The organism is Novacetimonas pomaceti (assembly GCF_003207955.1).
Classification (GTDB): domain Bacteria; phylum Pseudomonadota; class Alphaproteobacteria; order Acetobacterales; family Acetobacteraceae; genus Novacetimonas; species Novacetimonas pomaceti.
The window spans coordinates 21,147-41,318 of record NZ_NOXG01000001.1; the positions used below are offsets into that span (position 1 = coordinate 21,147).

Annotated in this window: 16 protein-coding genes; 11 read left to right on the forward strand and 5 right to left on the reverse strand. The window is 60.2% G+C overall.

Annotation, left to right across the window (positions count from 1 at the left end; genetic code table 11):
* Positions 1-10: 10 nt before the first annotated feature.
* On the reverse strand, positions 11-607 hold the full coding sequence (locus CFR71_RS00105) for a cysteine hydrolase family protein (RefSeq protein WP_239020206.1): 597 nt from the start codon (positions 605-607) through the stop codon (positions 11-13).
* A gap of 230 nt (positions 608-837) precedes the next feature.
* Between CFR71_RS00105 and CFR71_RS00110 the strand changes: the two genes are divergently transcribed.
* The 7 genes from CFR71_RS00110 (at position 838) to CFR71_RS16090 (ending at position 9,675) form a co-directional block, all read left to right on the forward strand.
* Positions 838-2,148: a M20 family metallopeptidase gene (locus CFR71_RS00110; protein ID WP_110525474.1), complete on the forward strand. Its 1,311-nt coding sequence runs from the start codon at positions 838-840 to the stop codon at positions 2,146-2,148.
* On the forward strand, positions 2,145-3,014 hold the full coding sequence (locus CFR71_RS00115) for a MurR/RpiR family transcriptional regulator (protein ID WP_165832002.1): 870 nt from the start codon (positions 2,145-2,147) through the stop codon (positions 3,012-3,014). The genes CFR71_RS00110 and CFR71_RS00115 overlap by 4 nt, the downstream gene beginning before the upstream one ends.
* 83 nt (positions 3,015-3,097) lie before the next feature.
* On the forward strand, positions 3,098-3,895 hold the full coding sequence (locus tag CFR71_RS00120; RefSeq protein ID WP_110525480.1) for an N-formylglutamate amidohydrolase: 798 nt from the start codon (positions 3,098-3,100) through the stop codon (positions 3,893-3,895).
* 579 nt (positions 3,896-4,474) lie between these two features.
* Positions 4,475-6,265, forward strand: coding sequence for a Hint domain-containing protein (locus CFR71_RS00125; protein ID WP_239020207.1), 1,791 nt, complete (start codon positions 4,475-4,477; stop codon positions 6,263-6,265).
* 131 nt (positions 6,266-6,396) lie between these two features.
* Entirely contained in the window at positions 6,397-6,981 is a 585-nt protein-coding gene (locus CFR71_RS00130; RefSeq protein ID WP_110525486.1) for a helix-turn-helix domain-containing protein, read from the forward strand.
* 408 nt (positions 6,982-7,389) lie between these two features.
* On the forward strand, positions 7,390-9,084 hold the full coding sequence (locus CFR71_RS00135) for an alpha-keto acid decarboxylase family protein (RefSeq protein WP_239020208.1): 1,695 nt from the start codon (positions 7,390-7,392) through the stop codon (positions 9,082-9,084).
* Positions 9,085-9,447: 363 nt separating this feature from the next.
* Entirely contained in the window at positions 9,448-9,675 is a 228-nt protein-coding gene (locus CFR71_RS16090; RefSeq protein WP_133250283.1) for a hypothetical protein, read from the forward strand.
* A gap of 597 nt (positions 9,676-10,272) precedes the next feature.
* Here CFR71_RS16090 and CFR71_RS16330 read toward each other — a convergent pair.
* On the reverse strand, positions 10,273-10,611 hold the full coding sequence (locus CFR71_RS16330) for a hypothetical protein (RefSeq protein WP_165832003.1): 339 nt from the start codon (positions 10,609-10,611) through the stop codon (positions 10,273-10,275).
* 664 nt (positions 10,612-11,275) lie between these two features.
* On the opposite strand from CFR71_RS16330, the gene CFR71_RS00150 reads away from it, so the two are divergent.
* The 4 genes from CFR71_RS00150 to CFR71_RS00165 all read left to right on the forward strand — a co-directional run bounded on the left by CFR71_RS00150 (position 11,276) and on the right by CFR71_RS00165 (position 16,230).
* Positions 11,276-12,502, forward strand: coding sequence for an MFS transporter (locus CFR71_RS00150; RefSeq protein WP_110525494.1), 1,227 nt, complete (start codon positions 11,276-11,278; stop codon positions 12,500-12,502).
* 46 nt (positions 12,503-12,548) lie between these two features.
* The gene (locus CFR71_RS00155; RefSeq protein WP_110525497.1) at positions 12,549-13,814 is read left to right on the forward strand and encodes an acyl-CoA dehydrogenase family protein; all 1,266 of its coding nucleotides are present in this window, start codon (positions 12,549-12,551) and stop codon (positions 13,812-13,814) included.
* A gap of 275 nt (positions 13,815-14,089) precedes the next feature.
* The gene (locus tag CFR71_RS00160) at positions 14,090-15,178 is read left to right on the forward strand and encodes an anhydro-N-acetylmuramic acid kinase (protein ID WP_110526520.1); all 1,089 of its coding nucleotides are present in this window, start codon (positions 14,090-14,092) and stop codon (positions 15,176-15,178) included.
* A 38-nt stretch (positions 15,179-15,216) separates the two neighbouring features.
* Positions 15,217-16,230: an asparaginase gene (locus CFR71_RS00165; RefSeq protein ID WP_110525500.1), complete on the forward strand. Its 1,014-nt coding sequence runs from the start codon at positions 15,217-15,219 to the stop codon at positions 16,228-16,230.
* A gap of 189 nt (positions 16,231-16,419) precedes the next feature.
* On the opposite strand, the gene CFR71_RS00170 is transcribed toward CFR71_RS00165, so the two are convergent.
* From CFR71_RS00170 to CFR71_RS00180, 3 genes are all read right to left on the reverse strand, one after another.
* Positions 16,420-17,394, reverse strand: a complete 975-nt coding sequence (locus CFR71_RS00170; RefSeq protein WP_110525503.1) for a hypothetical protein — start codon at positions 17,392-17,394, stop codon at positions 16,420-16,422.
* Between the two features lie 410 nt (positions 17,395-17,804).
* Positions 17,805-19,211 (reverse strand): amino acid permease, encoded by a 1,407-nt coding sequence (locus CFR71_RS00175; RefSeq protein ID WP_110525506.1) that lies wholly within the window; start codon positions 19,209-19,211, stop codon positions 17,805-17,807.
* Complete coding sequence (locus tag CFR71_RS00180; protein ID WP_165832004.1) at positions 19,208-20,002, reverse strand: GntR family transcriptional regulator; 795 nt, start codon at positions 20,000-20,002, stop codon at positions 19,208-19,210. The genes CFR71_RS00175 and CFR71_RS00180 overlap by 4 nt, the downstream gene beginning before the upstream one ends.
* Between the last annotated feature and the right edge of the window lie 170 nt (positions 20,003-20,172).

A 20,172-nucleotide genomic window follows, 5' to 3' on the forward strand; every position in this document is an offset into this window, starting at 1 on the left:
GTGGATATCATTACTCATGTGGCATGATCTCTGTCATGCGATGAATGACATCGTCGGTATTCGTCACCATGCAATATCCCCCAAAGGCCGTCAGCGCCGCATGATGGCGCGCGGCGGTGTATGTCGCGCATGCGTCTTCGGGCAGGACAACGCGGTAACCCCTGTCGGCAGCATCGCGCACGGCCATGTCCACGCACTGGTCGGTCAGCTGTCCGGCGACGATCAGGTGATCCGTCCCGAGATTGCGCAGGAGATAGTCGATATTCGTGGAATTGAAGACGCCAGAAGAAGTTTTCGGAAGAACAATCTCATCCTTTATCGGGGAAAGTTCCGCGATGATCTCGCCCTGCGGGTCATCCGGCGCGATATGGATCGGTGTCAGCTTGTGATCAAGGGAACGGTCCCGCCCGTCGGAACGCAGGCTGCGGATGATGGTATGCACGACATCCACCCCCATCTGCCGTGCGGTCCGCAGAAGCCGCATCTGGTTGGGAACCGCAACCGTGGCGTTGCGATGGGTGAAATAGTCGTTATCGGCACCGGACGCGGAATGCATCCAGACAACCTGCATGTCCACCAGAAGCAGCGCGGTCCGTCCCACTCGCATTTTTGAATTCCGTTGTCTCATCAACATCTATCCGTAATTGTGCGTGGATGTGGACCATGGTCCCGTAGCCCCTGAAGATACGATGGCGTACGGGTCGATACGGTGTCAATACAATTTCATTATGGACATTATATTAGATAATGTGGAATATCTTACATTCCTGACAGATTGTCAGTCTGCTCACGCAAAATCCGTCGCATGACGGGTCAAGGGGAAATGGAGACAGCCCGATGCACGCAGCGTTTGAAAAAGTATGTGCCCTGATTGACGCGGAACAGGACTGGGCCGTGCGACACAGTCAGGCGATCGTGCGCATTCCATCCGTAAACCCCAAATTCCAGCGCGGGGAAGGCCTGAACCGGGAGGCGGACGTGCAGACCTATCTGGCCGGAATTCTGGACGGGATGGGGTTGGGGACAACGCGCTATGATGTCTTTGCCGGCCGGCCGAATCTCATTGCCTCCCTGCCGGGGGAGGATGAAACGTCCCTGATGCTCAATGGACATATCGACGTGGTTCCCGCGGGTGAGGCCGCGCGATGGTCGATGGATCCCTTTTCGGGGGACATCCATGACGGGCGGCTGTGGGGACGGGGCGCCACGGATATGAAAAGCGGCGTGATCGCGATGATCGCCGCCCTGCGCGCTGTCCTCAAGGCGGGTTACAGGCCGCGTGGGCGCGTGGATATCCATTGCGTCGTTGATGAGGAGGCCGGCGGTTTTGGCGCGATCGACGCCGCAGCGCGTTTCCCCAGATGCCGGGCCGGCATCATCACCGAAACATCGTATGGCCGGATCCTGCCTGCGGAGGGCGGCCTGGAATGGGTACGCGTGGTCATTCCGGGCCGGACGGCGCATTCCGCATGGCGCTATACCTCCCTTTACCCGCAGCCACCGGGGCTGGAGCGCACGCCGGGCGTCAATGCCGTCGATCTGGCGGCAAAATTCCTGATCGCCATGCGCGATCTTGAACATGACTGGGCAATGACCAAAAGCCATCCCCTGATGCCGCCCGGTATGAATACGCTGCATGCGGGTGTCATTCGCGGCGGCGCCTTCGCCGATGAACGCGGCGTTCCGGCCATGATGGAAAACCCGGCCATAACGCCTGACTGCTGCGCCATTGATATCGACCTCAAATTCCTCCCGAATGAAAAAACCGCCGATGTCAGGCAGGCGTTCGAGGCATTCGTCCACCGTTTCGCACAATCCGATGACTGGCTGCGGCACAATCCGCCCCGGGTGATATGGGAACTGGGCGGCCTGCATTTCGAACCTATGAACACGCCTGTCGACCATCCCCTTGTCCAGTCGCTGGCGGCGGGACGCAAAAGCCTGGGACTGGATGTCGAGATCACCGGTTTCGTCGGTGCGTCCGACGCAGCCCATTACGCCGCGCATGGCATCCCCTGCGCCATCTATGGCTGCTCCGGCAATAACGCCCATGGTATGGACGAGTATGTCGAGATTGACAGCATCACGGAGACGACGAAGGTGCTGGCAGGCAGTATTATGAAATGGTGTGGTATTCACGACGCATGATGGACGGCAACATATCAATCCGCGATCACCTGATTGCCCGCAGCGCTGATCTGACCCGTTCGGAACTGAAAGTGGTCCGGGTCCTTATCGACAATTATCCGCTGGCGGTCATGGGACCGATGTCGGCATTGGCACGCCAGGCGCATGTCAGTGACCCGACCGTCATGCGCGCGGTATCGAAACTGGGATTCGACAGTTATCAGGACATGAAGACGGCGATGCTGGCGGAACTGGACAACAACCGGTTTTCGCCGCTGCATGTCTTGCGAAGCAAGGATACCGAGGCATTCCGTTCCGACAATGTACATAACGTGTTCATCGACGGGATCATCGCCAATCTGACGGCGATGCGCGACGGGTATCTTCCGCCGAATTTCCGCGCAGCACTCGACCTGCTGGGCCGTCGCCGGCGTTACGTCCATTGCCTTGGCGGTCGTTCAAGCAAATCCCTGGCCAAGCTGTTGTGCGGGCACCTGATCCAGGCGCGGCCGGGGGTGACGCACATTGATGGCGGCCCGGCGGACCTTGTCGATATACTGGTCGATTTTACGGAAAACGATACCCTGGCGGTTTTTGACTATCGCCGGTATCAGGACGATATCATCGCATTTTCCCGCGCGGCGCGGGATCGCGGCACGCGGATCCTCCTGTTTACCGACATGTGGCAGTCCCCCATCGCGGATTTTGCCGACATAACCCTCAGCGCCCCGATCGAGACCGTATCCCCTTTCGACACACTGGTCCCCGGACTTGTCCAGATCGAGACCCTGCTGGCCGCCATGATGGCGGATCAGGAAAGCCGGGTGCAGTCGCGGTTGGAAGACATCGAGGAAATCCGGGAAAAATACGGAAAAACCCTGTTTTAACAAGCATGACATTCCATACCGGAAACCGCGCATGGCCTGGTCATGCCGGTGTGTAAAGTCCTGCGACATGCATAAGGTCAAGCATGAACAATACAAACGGACCAGATACATCCGCGCAATCGGAAATCGGGGCAGTGCAGGTCATCAATGCGCAAGGGCGTTCGCCCTATGTGATTTTGTGCGAACATGCATCATCGCATATTCCGCCGGCATATGGCGATCTGGGACTGCCAGAGGCGGAACGGCTGCGGCATATTGCATGGGATATCGGCGCGCGGGACATGGCCATCGCGCTTGCGCGTCGCCTTGATGCGGTGCTGGTGCTGGGAACGGTGTCGCGACTGGTGATCGACCTCAACAGGCCGCTGCACAGCAGCAGCTCGATCCCCGAAATCAGTGAAACCACGGTCATTCCCGGCAACACGGACCTGTCCGTGGAAGAGCGCACGAAACGGCATGAACACTGGTTTCGCCCGTTCCATGAAACGGTGACGGCCATCCTTGATGAACGTGCCGCGAGGAAAAAACGTACATTACTGCTTGGCATCCATACGTTTACCCCCGTCTTCAAGGGGGAGAGACGACCATGGGCCGCCGGCATTCTTTTCGGTCATGCGCGGTCTTACGGCCGGCTGTTCATAGAGGCGTTGCACAAGGCATCGCATTTCCCGGTTGCGGAGAATTTTCCTTACCAGATCGAACTGGATGAGGATTATGCCGTTCCCGTGCATGGCGACGGTCGTGATCTTCCCGCCTGCCTGGTGGAAATCCGGCAGGATCTGGTGGCGGACGAAACAGGCGTTACGCGCTGGGCATCGTTTCTGGCAACCGCCGCCCGTGAAGTCGAGCAGACCTTTGACGGTCAAGGGGCCGTTGATTGAATCAGTCGGGCATGAAATGACGCCATACCTGCCACCTTAAGGAACGGTCCTGCGCCCCGAAACTGGGACATTCTGGGGCGTATCGCTTTTCCCGTAATGTATGGGATTTACCCGCTGCTGGCGCCTCCGGCCCGATGACGCGTCCTGCGGATGGCTGCAGGTTTTTCCGCTTATTGGGTAGAATCGCCCGGGCGGGGCGTTACGGGGATCCCTTTTGAACCGTCCGCGCGGGGCATCCTGATGGTGCGGGCGTTATGCGTTGCCGCAGGGAAGGCCAATCGCAGCCTGCCGTCACATGTTGCGGCACGCCCTGAGTCGTATCCATAGACATGTCCGTTTACCGATTGCTCACTTTTACGGAACATAATTCCGATACCAGCTTCAGCAGGCAGCACGGTTCAAGAAGTTCCGGCGGGAAAGGTATCAGATATGACAAAATACACTACAGCTTCGGGCGTAACTTACGATATCACGGAGCCACTTTCCAATTTGCTGGTACCTATTTATAACGACTGGGACGTTACAATTACAGCGCCCGATGGATCGGTGGTATACACGGGTGAAAACATAAACCCGGGGTTGGACCTTCTCGGCCTGGTGCAGGTATTTTCGGGTGGAGCCGTCCTGACCGGGACCCAGGACTATGACACCCTGATAAGTGCGGCCAGTAACCAGACGATCATAAGCGCGCCCGGATCTACCGGTGATATTGATATTGGAATTGGCGCGGCAGAGGCAAATACCTATTACATAGGGGGGGACAACACCCTGTCCGGCCTTGTCGAAGCGATTTCGGGAACCACGATCAATGTGGTTGGCGGGACGGCGACGCTTACAGGCAACAGCGGCGGCTCCCTCGTCGGCCTGCTGACCGGTTCAACGGTCAACATTGAATATGGCGGCACGTTCAATACCGGCGCTGCCCTTGTCAGTGTCCTTGAAGGGGGCACGGTCAATTTCGGCACGGGCGGCGGGACGCTGATCCTTAATGGGGGCGGCACGGTCATCAGCCTGCTGTCGTCCGGAACGCTCAGTACAACCACCCTGAACAATTATGATCCCTCAAAGGACACGATCGAACTGCAGGGCACGACCGGTGCCGTTTCCTCCTATACGATCAGCGGCAGCGGGTCGGATGGCAGGGTCATCAACCTGCTCAATTCCAGCGGCCAGACGGTTGCCGAATATTCCGTCAACCTGGCCGATGGCGTGACCCTGCCGGATGGTAAATATTCAACCAGCGGGACGGATGCGGCCGACAATCCCCTGCAGGTGACCTATGCTGATGACAACACCTATGTCGGGGTCTGCTTCCTCGAAAATTCCATGATCGAAACCCCGTCCGGGGAACGCGCGGTGCAGGACCTGCGGATCGGTGACGAAATCATCGCCTATGCCGGGGATCACAGGCAGGCCCGCCGGGTCATCTGGGCCGGGCGGAAACATGAAACGGTCCGTCCCGGCCTTCCGGATGATGAGGCAGGCTATCCTGTCCGCATCCTCAGGGATGCCATCGCCGAAGGCGTCCCCTACAAGGACATGCTGATTACGGCCGAACATTGCCTGTTTTTTGATGGGGGCTTCGTGCCGGCCCGCATGCTTGTCAACAATCGGTCCGTTTTTTACGACAGGTCGATCACGTCTTACGAATACTACCATATCGAAACGGAAGAACATTCGGTGATCCGGGCGGACGGCATGCTGACCGAAAGCTATCTCGATACAGGTAATCGCGCCAGTTTCCGGCAGAGTGGCAACATCGTCAGCATCGGGGGGCGGCCTGTCCGGTCATGGGCCAAAGATGCTGCGGCTCCCCTGACCGTATCGCGGGAGGTGGTCGAACCGCTGTTCCGCAGGATTGAAGGCCGGGCGGCGGAGGCCGGCCACGCCATTGCATCCGAAGCGCCCATGGTCAGTGACGATGCCGATCTGCACCTGATGACGGAAACAGGCGCCATCATCCGCAAGATGCGCGAGGCGAATGGATACGCATTTTTCATGATCCCGCCGGGGGTCGAGAATGTGCGGATCATGTCCCGGACCAGCCGGCCATCCGACACGATTGGCCCCTATGTCGATGACCGTCGTCAACTCGGCGTGCTGGTCAAGGATATCAAGCTGTTCGAAGGCAGCGTGGCGCATCCCATTTCCGACCATCTTGCGAAAGACGCGGCCGAGGGATGGCATGATGGCCGGTATGCCCCCGCCAATGTTCCCTGCCGCTGGACGGACGGGCAGGCAGTCCTTCATCTGGGACAGCGGCATCCCACGCTGATGGGGCTGCTCTGTCTCGAAATTCTGGCTGGTGGTCCCTACATTGTCACAGATAACGGGCCTTGTATCCCCGAGGCCCCACGCCTGACGGCCTGAGCGGGATATCCCCCGTGCCCGAACGGGCGCGGGGAGCCCTGCGTAGGGAACCGTTCCACGCCTGCCACGAAATATCGAGGAATCATGAAGGAATTGCTGATGAAGCGTTTCCGGACAGTTTTCAAAGCAGCATGACGACACCTTTTGTCCTGAAAGTCGCCCAGGTCTGGACCGGCGCGCCGCCCCGTGGCGAAGTGCGTCATATTGACGAGGTTCATGAAGGCCACGTCGTATTCCATAAACAGGCGACGCGTCGCCCCTTCCTGACATACCGGACAACAACGGTCATGGGGTTTCGCAAGTGGATCCAGCAAAGTCAGGCTGTCTCCAGTGACGGGATGAGCGCGGCCAGCATCCATGGATTTTCCCCGTCCCGTGAAATCGGGCAGCGTATCCAGCTTCTGCGCAAGGCCGCTGGATTAAGCCAGCAGGCCTTTGCCGACCTGCTGGGTGTTTCCCGAACCGCGGTCGGATTTTGGGAAACGGGACGCCCCAACAGGATCAGCCGGCATATTCCCCGCATCGCCCAGATTTTCGGCATTAGCGAGGAAGTTTTCCTCAATGGACGAAGCGAGGAAACGGTGCGGGTTGATATTACAAAAGATGAAGCCAGCATCATAGAACTCTACAGATCGCTTTCCATGGAAAACAGGCTGCAGGCGATCAAACGCATGGAAATGCTCGTCCGGAAAGAGGGCAGGGGCATTTCCCCGTGAAACCGGGTGCGCGCGTGGCGTGCTTCAATTCCGGGTAATCCTGCCCGGGGCAGGTGCCTCATTCCGGCGTTTACACACCCCATGTCCTTCCAGAGGGGGGGGGAGGGGATATCAACCTGGCATCTGAAGGCAGGATGGCAGGCAGTGCAGGATTTCAGGGTGAGTAATAAATACCATAATTTCAAAACACATTTGTAATTAAATAAAACAAAACAAAGTCATAAAAGACAATAAATATCTCCTGTTCAGGATGCATCGTGGGGGATAGGGTCCGGAACATTGCAAAAAGATATGTTTTTTAAATAAATAAGAAAAATATATTATATTTGTTGATATTGAAAAAGGTTGCGCAGTCGGGCCGAAGGTGATGCTTTCGATACATGGCATATCGAAAGACTTGAACGAGGCATGAAGATGACGATGCGCAAATCGGTGGGGGCCTACCTGATCGAACGTCTCCAGCAACTGGGGGTTCGACGGATTTATGGCGTTCCGGGCGATTATAACCTGGAATTCCTTGAACTGATTGAACAGGCCGAGGGCCTGACGTTCATAGGGAACTGCAACGAACTCAACGCGGCCTATGCGGCTGATGGCGATGCCCGCCTGTCGGGAATTTCCGCGGTCCTGACCACGTATGGGGTGGGGGACCTCAGCGCCCTGTCCGCCATTGCGGGATCTTATGCCGAAGGGGTGCCGGTCGTCATGATTTCGGGCATCCCGCCGCTTCACGCCATCGCGCAGCGTGCGCTGCTGCATCATACGCTGGCGGATGGCGGGTATGAAAATGTCATGAACTGTTACAGGCAGTTCACCGTGGCGCAGGCCCGCCTGATGCCACAGGATGCCGCGACCGAGATCGACAGGGTGCTGGGCGCTGCATGGCGCGAAAAGCAACCGGTGTACCTGCAGCTTCCGTCCGATACATGCTGCGTTTCGGTAAGCGTCCCGGCAGGGAATGACATTTCATCCTCCCCCGGCAGCGATCCGGTGCAGTTGCAGGCTGCCGTGACGGAAATGGCAAGGCGGCTGGAACAGGCCAGCAGGCCGGTGCTGCTGCTGGACGCGCTGGTGCGTCGTTACGATCTTGGCGCGCGGGTGCGGCAGCTTTCGGAAATGCTCGATATCCCGTTTGCCACCCTTGCGACATCCAAGGCGGCCCTGTGTGAAACCAGCCCGCGTTATCAGGGAATATATGGCGGCAAGGCGTCTTCACCCGCGCTGTATGACCTGGTCCGGCAGGCGGATTGCGTGATCGGCCTGGGCGTGCGTTTCGTGGATGCGACATCGGGCTATTTCTCGCAGTCTTTCGACAGCGATGCCTTTATCAATATCGGGGCGTTTGACGTGCGCTGCGGCGCGGATGCGTTCATGGGCGTGGGGGCGGCCGACCTGCTGGATGGCGTCCTTGCCCATCTGGCGGCGCGCGCGTCCTCTTCCCGGCCCGCGAAGGCCGCGCCTGCCGCCCCGACAGGGGCGCCGGACAGGGCGATCGGGACGGCGGAATGGGGACAGCCCGCATTCTGGGCGCGTATCCAGACATTCCTGCGGACAGGCGACGTCGTGCTGGCCGATAATGGGACATCGCTGGTGGCATTGACGCATATGCGCATGCCGGCGGAATGCCATTTCGTGTCGCAACCCATATGGGCGGCCATTGGCTATACCCTGCCTGCGCTGCTGGGCGCGCTCAACGCAAGCCCGAAGCGGCGGCATCTGCTGTTTATTGGCGACGGGTCGTTCCAGATGACGGCGCAGGAACTGTCCAGCATCCTGCGCGCGGGGCACAGGCCGGTGATTTTCCTGCTCAACAACCGGGGATACACGATCGAACGCATGATCCTGGGAGAAAATGCGGCCTATAACGATATCGCCAACTGGGATTACGCCGCATTGCCGGAGGTGCTTGGCCCATCGGGCGGGGCAATCTGCCTGCGGGCAGGCAATGCCGATGAACTGGAGGCCGCGTTAAGGCAGGCGGAGGACCCCAGCCATCTGGTCTTTATCGAACTGGCATTCGCGCCAATGGATGGTCCGACGGGAATCGCCTCGTTCGGGGGCGTGGTGCGTCATTATGATTATGGGGCCTTTGGCGAGGGCTGATTTTTCCTGATATCCATCGACAGGGGACGATTTTGCATTGCGCTTCCTGTCGATGGCGCTATCTTATTGAAAAGCACGGCGATCTGACACGCCTGTATGTTTTGGCGTCATTCCTGCCGGGTGACGCGATTTCCAGCATTCTGGAAATCCCCAAAGACCTCACGAAAACGTGAACGAAATGCCTATTGCTTGGGCATTTGCCTGCATTTGATGCAGGGTGAGGGCATTGGCTTTTGATGGAAATCAATCCTGCCTCTATTTTTATCACAAATATTCGGACGGCCCCTGCATGTCATGGGAAGAGTTCAGGATGATGTTTGTTTTGTAATCAAATATTGGTTCTGGAATATTTATGAAACCGTCATGAAAACGGATCTTCATTATTTCCTCGTTGCAGTGAAACGGCGTTTCGTGTTTTTACCGCGTCACTCCACATCGAGAGATATGAAAGAAAAGAAAATGCTGATCCAGAATCTGAGCGAACTGCTTGCCAACTCTGTCCATGCCATGTCGTCGCTGACCATGGTGTCGTTCCTGCCCATGATTGCGGCGCTGATGATTGCGACCATCATTTCCGATCGCGTTGCCTAAGGCGGGGGTTGTTACCCCCACCTTGACCCTGCCCTGTTACAGGCAGGCACCCCGCAGCGGTTGATGTGCGATAAGGCCGCCGGTTTCCGGCAGGCATGATATTCCCCACGCTGTGGCCCACGATCCGCCCATGCCCGGTCATTCCACTGGAATACCGCAGGCAGGCAGATCGTCATCCGGAAACAGGGCATATGATAATGCCCCTGCCGGACGGATAAATTACAACCAACCCTTGCCCGATCCGGATGCGGCCCAGAGATGGCGACCGTTAATGGTCTGCCGTGACCGCATTGCTGGAATGGCTGTCCTGTAAATGATGTGCAGGGCGCGCCGTATCTGATGGCTGCTGTCCGGTGCGAGATCCCGTGGGTGGGAAGTGCCAGGCAGAATCCTGCGGTTACGCAGTTTAAAAAGCTTGCGCTTGGACGAGCCTGTAATTGTAAAGAAGTTTTTGGTGAAGCTTTTTCTAAAAGCTTCGAAGAACGTCGCCTTTTTGGAAAAAGGCGACACCCAAAAACTGTTGTATTTTCTATCAAAGGGTTATTTTCAGGCAACCTGATTGTATCAATCGGCCTTGATGGTCCCTGCGGCAGGCTTTCAGTAAATGGGTTCGTTACGGCCAAGCGCGCGCAGGCCGCGAATGATGCTGTAAATCGTCCATCCCGCCCACCACAGCATCAGCAGGAGTGGGAAAACAAAGAAAATCGCGCCTATTCCGCCCGAAATGGCGGTGATCGCGATGCTGAACAGATACAGCAGCAGTCCCGCCACGGAATAGATCAGCCCAGTCAGGAAAATCGAAATCTGGAACTGGAAATGCGAAGTATAGGGCTCCCGCGAATCATTCCGATTGATATAGGCGAGTATTATTCCAAGTGCGCTGGTTCCCGGGATGAAAAAACCGATCAGGTACAGGATATAGACAATGTTAACCATTGAATTGCCGCCATCTTCCCCTTGTGATGGGGGCATTCCTGTCCCGTTATGCGCATTGAAATCCATTTCTGCCTCGCTCTGTTCTCTTTCTGTGGGGATGTCTGACATACATTACGCGATGCGAATGATGGAAACTTATCCGTTCATATTGGTCTAATAATATTAATTCAATATCTGATAACAGATAGTTATAAAACGAAGATATGTCTTTGTGCCCTGAATGCATCCTGCCATGGGATAAAAGGCACGTGTGCTTCCCATGGCCATGACCGCCGCACAGGCTGCCCTATCGCGGGGGCGTGGGATACTTAAAAAAATATTATCGCAAATAATAAAATTATAATGCGCTGCGGAACCGGGATCAGCCGCCGGATGACCGTCGTGGCGGGAGGCCGGCCGGCATGCTCCCTGCATCATGACCCTTTCATCACGAAGGATGCGCGGGCGATTTCCGATGGATGTCCGGCATGCGGTGGTTCCACCCGCAGGGCATTGATGGCAGGCGATGGCGGTCATGGGGGAAAGGACGGAAAAGGGCAGGGCGGCCCCGGTCTTCATCCTTTCCGGATGGGGCTTGTCCTGCATGGGGTGTGGGTGTATCGGCGATAAAGGACGGCCGGTGGACTGGTCCGGTACTATATTTCTTTCCATACAGAGCAGATACATGACCGAAACACTGACTGCCCGGGTGACGGGGGCGTCCGATGCCGGACGTGCATCCATACATCCTGCATGGATCTTTTTCATTCTGGCGATGGGCGGGTTCGCCATCGGCACGGCCGAATTCGCGGCCATGAGCCTGGTGCCCATGATTTCCCACGACATGAATGTCAGTGTGCCGCAGGCGGGACATGCGATTGTCGCCTATGCCGTGGGCGTCTGCGTGGGCGCGCCGCTGATCGCCCTGATCGGGGCAAAGGCCAGCCGCAAGCTGATGCTGATCGGCATGACCGCGCTGTATGTGCTGGGCAGCGCGCTGACCTCTGTCGCGCCATCCTTTTCATGGCTGCTGCTGTTCCGCTTCATCAGTGGCCTGCCCCACGGGGCCTATTTCGGGACGGCGGGGATCGTGGCGGCGTCGCTGGTCCCTGAACGGCAGCGGACGCAGGCCGTCGCCCGTGTCGTGCTGGGCCTGACGATCGCGACCATCGCGGGCGTGCCGATGGCCAACGGCCTGGGGCTGCTGGTGGGGTGGCGCTGGGCGTTCGTGCTGATCGCCGCGATGGCGTTCTGCACCATGCTGCTGGTGATCCTGTTCGTACCGGCCGATCCCGCGCGCCCCAATGCCGATGCCCTGACCGAACTGCGCGCCATGCGCAGCCGTCAGGTATGGCTGACGCTGGGGATCGGGGTCATCGGCTTTGGCGGCATTTTCTGCGTCTATACCTATCTCGCCTCCATCATGCAGGAGGTGACGCATGCGAAGCCGGTCATGATCCCGGTCATGCTGGCGGTTTTCGGCGTGGGCATGACGGTGGGCACGATGGCCTGCGCATGGGCCGCCGACCGCAAGATGATGCCGACCATCGGGGGCACCCTGCTGGTGAACGCGGCGGCGCTGGCGGGCTTTCCGGGGTCCATCCACAGCGTCTGGGGCATGATGCCCATCGTGTTCATGATCGGCTGCGGCGGGGGGCTGGGGACCGTCATCCAGTCGCGCCTGCTCAGCGTCGCGGTCAATGCGCAGGCCCTTGCCGCCGCAATGAACCAGAGTGCCTTCAACCTTGCCAACGCCATTGGCCCATGGCTGGGCGGTCTGGCGATTTCCGCCGGCTGGGGCTGGGGATCCGTCGGCTGGGTCGGCTGCGCGCTGGCGATGGGCGGGTTCACGATATGGATGCTTTCCCTGAGCGAGGAGCGCGCGTCCGCCCGACGCAGGGCCGGTGGTTAGGGCGGGGGTATTGAACCGTCATGACACCTGCCTGTAACCTTGGGTCATGACGTCCTTTCTTCCCGACGGGGTGATGCTGCCGCCGCTGCTGGGTGACCTGTTTCCGCCCTGCGTCGTGTCGCGCGCGGATGCGCCGCTGCTGTTGCGTGTGCAGGAAATACTCGACATCACCATCGCGCCGCATGCCGCCGACAATGACCGGACCGGCCGTTATCCGACCCATGCGATATCGCTGCTGAAACAGTCGGGGCTGCTGATGCTGGCGGTCCCGCGGGCCTATGGTGGCATGGGGGTGGGACAGGCCCTGTCGCTGGAGGTCATGGTGCGCATCGCCACGGCCGATCCCGCCGTGGCCCAGATCTACAAGGTGCATGACGATCTGGTGCGCGAGATTTTTTCCTATGCCACGCCCGCGCTGTGTCATCGCCTGGCGGAACGTATCCGTTCCGACCATGCGATCATCGGCATGGCGGTTGCCGAAAATGGCCCCACGGCGGACAGTTTCATGCAGACGCTGGCCATCGCCCGGCCGGATGGCCAGTGGGTCTTGCGCGGGCGCAAGATCTACGCCACCGGGGCGGCAGGAGCGGACCTGATCGCCATCACTTCGTTTGATCCGCTGGCGGCGCGGGATCATGATGACGTGCGCGCGGGCCTGCGTCTTGACCTTGTGCCACGCGCGACGGCGGGTCTGCGCATCCTGCAGGACTGGAACAGGATGGGGCAGCGGGCGACGGATTCCGGCACCGTCATCCTTGACGATGTCCGCGTCGGGTCTGAATGGAATGCCATTGCCCCGCAAAGCGTGCTGCCGGTGCATACGTCATTGCGTTATCAGGCAGGGTTCAGCGCGATCCTGATCGGCACGGGCATCGGGGCCCTGCGCGCCGGGTGTGATTTCGTGGCACGGTACAGCCGTCCATGGGGGGCAGCACAGGTCGAACGCGCGACGGATGATCCGTATGTCCGTCGCCGGATCGGCGAAATCGGTGCGGACCTGTCGGTGGCCTATTGCGCGGTCCGGCAATGCGGGGACCTGCTGGACCTGCATGAACGCGGCGGCATCGCGCGCGGCGCGGTCGCCATTCCCGTCAGCGCCGCGCGTTCGGCCGCGACGGGGGCGGCGCTGCGGGCGACATCCGATATCCTTGCGGCCACGGGCGCGCGCGGGACCGATCTGCAATACGGCCTTGACCGCTACTGGCGCGATGCGCGCACATTGTCGCTGCATGATCCGGTGGACTGGAAAAATGCTGAAATCGGGCGTCATCTCCTGACAGGCTGGACGCCTGAACCGGGACCGTACCAGTAACCGGCATCGTGACGGTCGCGCCTGAACACTGCGTAAAGATAACGTATTGACGGGAAAATAATAAAAGTTTTTGGGTGCCGCCTTTTTTCAAAAAGGCGGCGTTCTTTCGGAGCTTTTTGCAAAAAGCTTCACCAAAAATCTTCAAGGTTTTCCAATGGTATCGTCGCTGCGACCTCCCTGCCTCTGTCGTGCGTGATGCGGGGCTGTTCTGGAAAAATCCTTTCGGGAACGCTGGATTGTCCACATGCGGACCGGAAGTGGCGGAGGATGAAAAGATGCTGTGTGCAATAGGATTGATGAGCGGCACGTCACTGGACGGCGTCGATGCGGCATTGGTCGAGACGGATGGCCACAGGATTGGAAAACGTGGTCCCTCGCTCTCGCTGCCCTATGCGCCGGAACTGCGCGAGGGGCTGCGCGACCTGCTGGACCGGGCGCCGGGACTGTCGCCTGACGCGCCGCAGGTAAAGGCGATGGAACGCGAACTGACCCTCCGCCATGGCGAAGCCGTGCGGGCATTGCGGCAGAAGGCGGGATTTCCCCATGTCGATGTCATCGGTTTCCATGGGCAGACGATCCTGCACCAGCCGCAGGCACGCCGGACATGGCAGATCGGGGACGCGGCCCTGCTGTGGCGCGAGACGGGAATTCCCGTTGTCCATGATTTCCGCAGCGCCGACGTCGCGGCGGGGGGCGAGGGGGCGCCGCTGGTCCCGTTCTATCACGCCGCCCTGCTGGGGGCGGAGGAACGGCCGGTCGCCATCGTCAATATCGGGGGCGTGGCGAACGTGACGCTGCTGGACAGCAACGGGCGCATCCATGCCTGCGACACGGGGCCGGGCAATGCGCTGCTGGATGACTGGGCGCGCATCCATACCGGGCACCCGTGCGATATGGACGGGCGACTGGCCCGCGCGGGACAGGTGGACCATGCGATACTGCGTGACCTGCTGTCCGATCCGTTCTTTCACAGGCCCGCGCCAAAATCCCTCGACCGACAGTCCTTTCACCGCGCGCTGGCGATGGTCTCGGGCCTGTCGGCGCGGGACGGGGCGGCGACGCTTGCGGCATTTACCGTGGGGGCCATTGCCGGCACGCCGCTGCCACAGGTGCCGCGTGCATGGTTCATCTGTGGCGGTGGGGTCCATAATCCGGTCATCATGCAGGGCCTGCGCCAACACCTGCCCGGCGTCGTGGCGTCTGTCGCGGAACTGGGATGGGACGGGGATGCGCTGGAGGCGGAGTGTTTTGGCTTCCTGGCCGTGCGTTCCCTGCTGGGCCTGCCGATTTCCGCGCCGGAAACCACCGGGGTCAGCCATCCGCTGACGGGCGGGCATATTGTCGGCGCTGCTGGCGCGGTCTAAAGAAACGCCCGTATTTCCATAACGGATCGTGCCATTTCATGTCTGATGCTGCTTCCCTGCCGTTCGTGACGGTCATTTCCACGGGCGGGACGATCGCGCGTTATTCCGATAATCCGTGTGACACGGTGGATTATGCCGAAATAGGGCAGGATCTGGATTCATCGGACCTGCTGTCGGCGCTGCCTGCGGTCGTACGCGCGCGTTTCCGGGTGCGTGAGATCACATTTTCACAAAAGGACAGCAGCCATCTGGATATGTCGCAATGGGCCGCCCTTGCGTGTCGTATCCGCGACCTGCTGGCGGAAAATCCGGACATGGCGGGCATCGTGGTGACACATGGCACCACGACGCTGGAGGAAGGGGCGTTCTTCCTTGACCTCGTGCTGCATGAGAATCGTCCGGTCGTGCTTGTCGGCGCCCAGCGTCCCGCCAGCGCGATCAGCGCGGACGGACCGGCCAACCTGCATGCCGCGCTGCTGGTGGCGGCCTGCCCGCAGGCGCGTGGCAAGGGCGTGCTGGTCGTCGCAGATAACGAGGTCCATGCCGCCGCCGCCGTGACCAAGGCCGCGACCTATCGGCTTGATACGTTCCGTTCCCCCGATTTCGGGCCGCTGGGCGTGATCGAGGGGGACGTGGTCCATTTCGCCCGCCAGCCCCTGGGGCGTCGGCATATTGACAGTTCCGTGCTGGGGCGTATCGCCCGCGGCTGGCCGCGCGTGGACATCTGCTACAGCTATTCCGGGGGGGATGGGGCGGCGATCGCGGCGTTCCATGCGGCAGGCGCGCGTGGCATCGTGGTTGCCAGCATGCTGCCCGGGATGTGCGCGCCGGGGGAAAATGACGCGCTGGACGCCGCGCGGGCGCAGGGCGTGGCGGTGGTGATGTCGAGCCAGGGATCATGCGGGGCGACAATCCCGCGACAGGACCTGCGTCAGCGCGGGATCGTGGCAGCGGGCCGGTTGCGTCCGCGTCAGGCGCGTATCCTGCTGACATTATGTCTGGCGATGGACATGTCGATGGAACGGATTGCGGAGATATTCGATATTTCCTGACGCAGGCCCGATATTTCCAGTGCCCTCGGAAACTGTTTGAAAAGTCGGGCCTGACAATTTCCTGAAATCATAAAAGTTTTTGGTGAAGCTTTTTTCAAAAAGCTTCGAAGAACGCCGCCTTTTTGAAAAAAGTCGGCACCCAAAAAACTTTTATGATTTATTATCGGCAGGTTGTTTTCAAACAGTCCCTCAGAAAACGCTGTTGAAGGCGAACTGCGGCGACAGGACGCGCGCCGTGTCATGCCCGGCGAAAATCGCGGTGACGCCCGCGATGATTCCAAAACGCGGGGACCAGTTATATTCGATGGCAGGCGCGATCATCCAGTCGCCCGACCCTTCGCCCACGGTATGGACCAGCGCGCCCCGCGCGTCATGGCCGTGGATGCTGGCCCCATCGGCCCAGTCCCGCGCAAGGTCGAGGGCAAGGACCCATTTCTGGCTGATGCCATATTCCAGTGAAAAGCCGCTTTCCCCGTACATGCCAGGGCGCGCAGTTCCGTGGAATCCCTGTGTCGTGCCGTAACTGCTGGTATTGGTGATGTGCGCCGTCGTCAGGGCGCGGCGGAACGTGCCCCATATCCGCAGGCGCAGCGCATGGTGACCCGGCAGGGTATAGGTGGACTGTTCCGTCAGGGCGAGGCGGAATGTATAGGCGCCGGTTCCGATCCCGTCTTCCGTCCGGCCCAGCTTGGTATAATCCCCGGTGGGGAAGGCGATCCCGGCAAAGATGCTCAGCGCCGGGATATAGCGGGTGGGGTCCGCATTCAGGTAACGCCACATGACATCCACGGGCAGGTCCCCGAACTTCGCCCCACTGGTGGTGTCGCCATGCCTGCGCCAGCCATAGCTGATGGTCGGGGTGGTCTGGATGCTGATGGCGTTGGTGATCGCGTATTTGTACAGGGTGAAGTTCGAAATATCCCGCATCCCCGAATGCAGGGCGCGCTCCCGCCCGCCACTGTCGAGATAACCGGTGGGCGTGCTGTAGGCGAAATAGGGCTCGAACGCGAACACGCCCTTTTTGGTCAGGGCACCGGAAGGGGAGACGAGGGAGCCGGTGTACCATTGCTCATAAGTGCGGGAGAGGGCCTGCGACCCGCCTTCGCTGCTGTTGCCGGTATTTTCCCCATGGGCGGCGGGGATATGCAGCAGCAGGCAACCCATGGCCGCCAGCCATGATGTGAGCGGAGGACTGTATCTTTTCCGGGTGGGGCGACGGCGGGTGGAAGAGGGGAAAAAGCCGTCGGTTCTGTGTGCAGGCAACGTGCGGGACTCGGTTTTGCCGGGCACGCGCAGGATCCATGCATCAACATGGCGGGCGTGTTCGTGGGATTCATGATGGGGACAGTTCGGGCCGCGTGGTCCCGTTCCATTTTACGACATCATGATTGTTCCCGGCATCCGCGACATGTTCCGCTCCGTCGCCCCGGACACTCCCTGTCACGGGGCGGCATGGCCGGGCCACGCACGGTGGCCTGCCCTGCCGGGACCAAAAAAGGGGAAAACAGCCACCGGAACAATACCTTCAAAATGTATGGCAGCTATTTCCCCCGTCGTGACGGGCAGGGACGGTGTTACGAACGGCGTATCATCCGCCAGCCCAGCGCCAGAACGCCCCAGATCAGCGGGATGACGGCGATCGTGCAGGTGCCGGCGGGATAATCGCACAGCATCAGCAGCAGCACGCACATCAGGAAGCCAAGAGACAGCCATGACGTAAAGGGCGCGCCGGGCATGGGAAAGCCCGTGGGCGCGATCTCGCCCCGTTTGATGGCCTGTCGCATCTTGATCTGGCTCAGCAGGATGAAGGCCCATGTGCTGATGATGCCGACGGAGGCGAAATTGAGGACGATTTCAAAGACCTGGCTGGGCACGATATAATTCAGCACCACGCCAAGCAGGTAGATCGCAACCGTCAGCCCGATCCCGGCGGCGGGGACGGAATTGCTGTTCATATAGGCCAGGAAACGCGGCGCCGTTCCGCCCAGCGACATGGCGCGCAGGACGCGGCCCGTTGAATAAAGCCCCGAATTCAGGCTCGACAGCGCCGCCGTCAGGACGACGATGTTCATGACCGTGTCGATGCCCGGAATGCCCAGCGCCTGAAAGAACGTGACAAACGGGCTGACGCCCGCGTGATACGCCGTCCATGGCAGCAGGCAGACCAGCAGGATGACGGAACCGACATAGAACAGGCCGATGCGCCAGATCACGCTGTTGATGCTGCGCGGCAGGAAGGTGCGCACGTCCTCGCACTCGCCGGCCGCCGTGCCGATAAGCTCGATCCCGGAATAGGCGAAGACCACGCCCTGCGTCAGGATCAGCGCGGGCAGAAGCCCATGGGGAAACAGGCCGCCATTTTCGGAAATGAGGTGGAATCCGGTGCTGTGCCCCCCCACCGGCGTGCGCAGTCCCAGCACGACGGCCCCGACGACAAGGAAAAGCCCAAGTGCCACGACCTTGATGAGGGAGAACCAGAATTCCATCTCCCCGAACCATTTGACGCCAATCATGTTCATGCTGGTGACAATTCCCAGCGCGGCAAGGGCGAACACCCATTGCGGCACATGTTCGAACGTGCCCCAGAAATGCATGTACAGCGCCACGGCGGTAATATCGACGATGCCCGTCATGGCCCAGTTCATGAACGACAGCCACCCGGCGGCATAGGATGCCTTCTCGCCCAGGAATTCACGCGTATAGGATACGAAACTTCCGCAGGTGGGGCGATACATCACCAGTTCGCCCAGGGCACGCAGGATCAGGAATGAGAAAACCCCGCACACCAGGTACACGATCGCAAGCGATGGCCCCGCCGACTGCAGGCGCGACCCCGCGCCCAAAAACAGGCCCGTGCCGATCGCCCCGCCGATCGCGATCATCTGGATCTGACGTTTCCCCAGGCCCTTGTGATATCCCTCGTCTTCAGCTTCCGGCAGGATATGCACGTTATCTTCGGAGGTGGGGTCCAGTTGCTTCATACTCTTGTTTCCGGTTGTCGATATGGGTTGGGGGCAGGCGACGAATGGGCCGTTTCCCGCTTGATACGGCGAAGGACAGGGGCAAGCGCTGTCTTCAGGTCGGGGGGGCTGGGCGGTGCATGGGGACATGCGGGCGGGACCTGTGCGCTTTCGATGCGCGCCAGCAGCAGCTTTTGCGCGCGCGCCATGTCCCCCGCCGTCATCGCATGCACAAGGGCATGGTATTCCCCATGGATGATCCGCGCGTCATGCGGCGTTGGCCGGGGCAGCGCAAGGCTGCTGCGTGCCATGAGCGAACGCATGTTTTCCGTCAGGATCGGGTTGTCCAGCAGCCGGGCGAGCCAGACGTGAAAATCCGCCAGCAGGAAGGAGAGGTGGCTGATGTCGCCATCCTCCATCGCGGCGCGCTGCCGGGCAAGGTGGCGCAGCCCCGCCGCCGCCCGGTCGGGGGGCAGGGGAACCGTCAGGCGCAGGATGCCGATCTGGATGATCCGCCGTGCCTCGCACGTGGCGCGGATTTCCTCGCGGCCCTGTTCGGGGATGAACCAGCCGCGTTTCGCGACCACGCGCACCAGCCCGCGTCCCTCCAGCCGGACCAGCGCCTCGCGCACCGTGGCGCGGGACGCCCCGAAGGCATCGGCCAGACGCCCCTCGCTCAGGCAGGTTCCCGGCACAAGAAGGTGCGCCATGACCGCGCGCAGCGTAACGCGTTCGATATACACGGGAAAAACTTCGTTCATTGCCCTGTCGTGTTGTTCCGGGTTGCGGTTGAACTTGTCAGACATCGCCATGTCTGACAAGAGCGCCCGACAGGCCGCGATACGGGGGGACGACAACAAATTGTGCCCCATGGTGCTGTACGGTATCGAGGCAGGGCATGTGCGACGCCATCCTGCGGGGACCGCGTCATCACGGCGCGATGCGCGATGGCGCGGTTTATGGGGTGCGGTAGTGTTGCGCG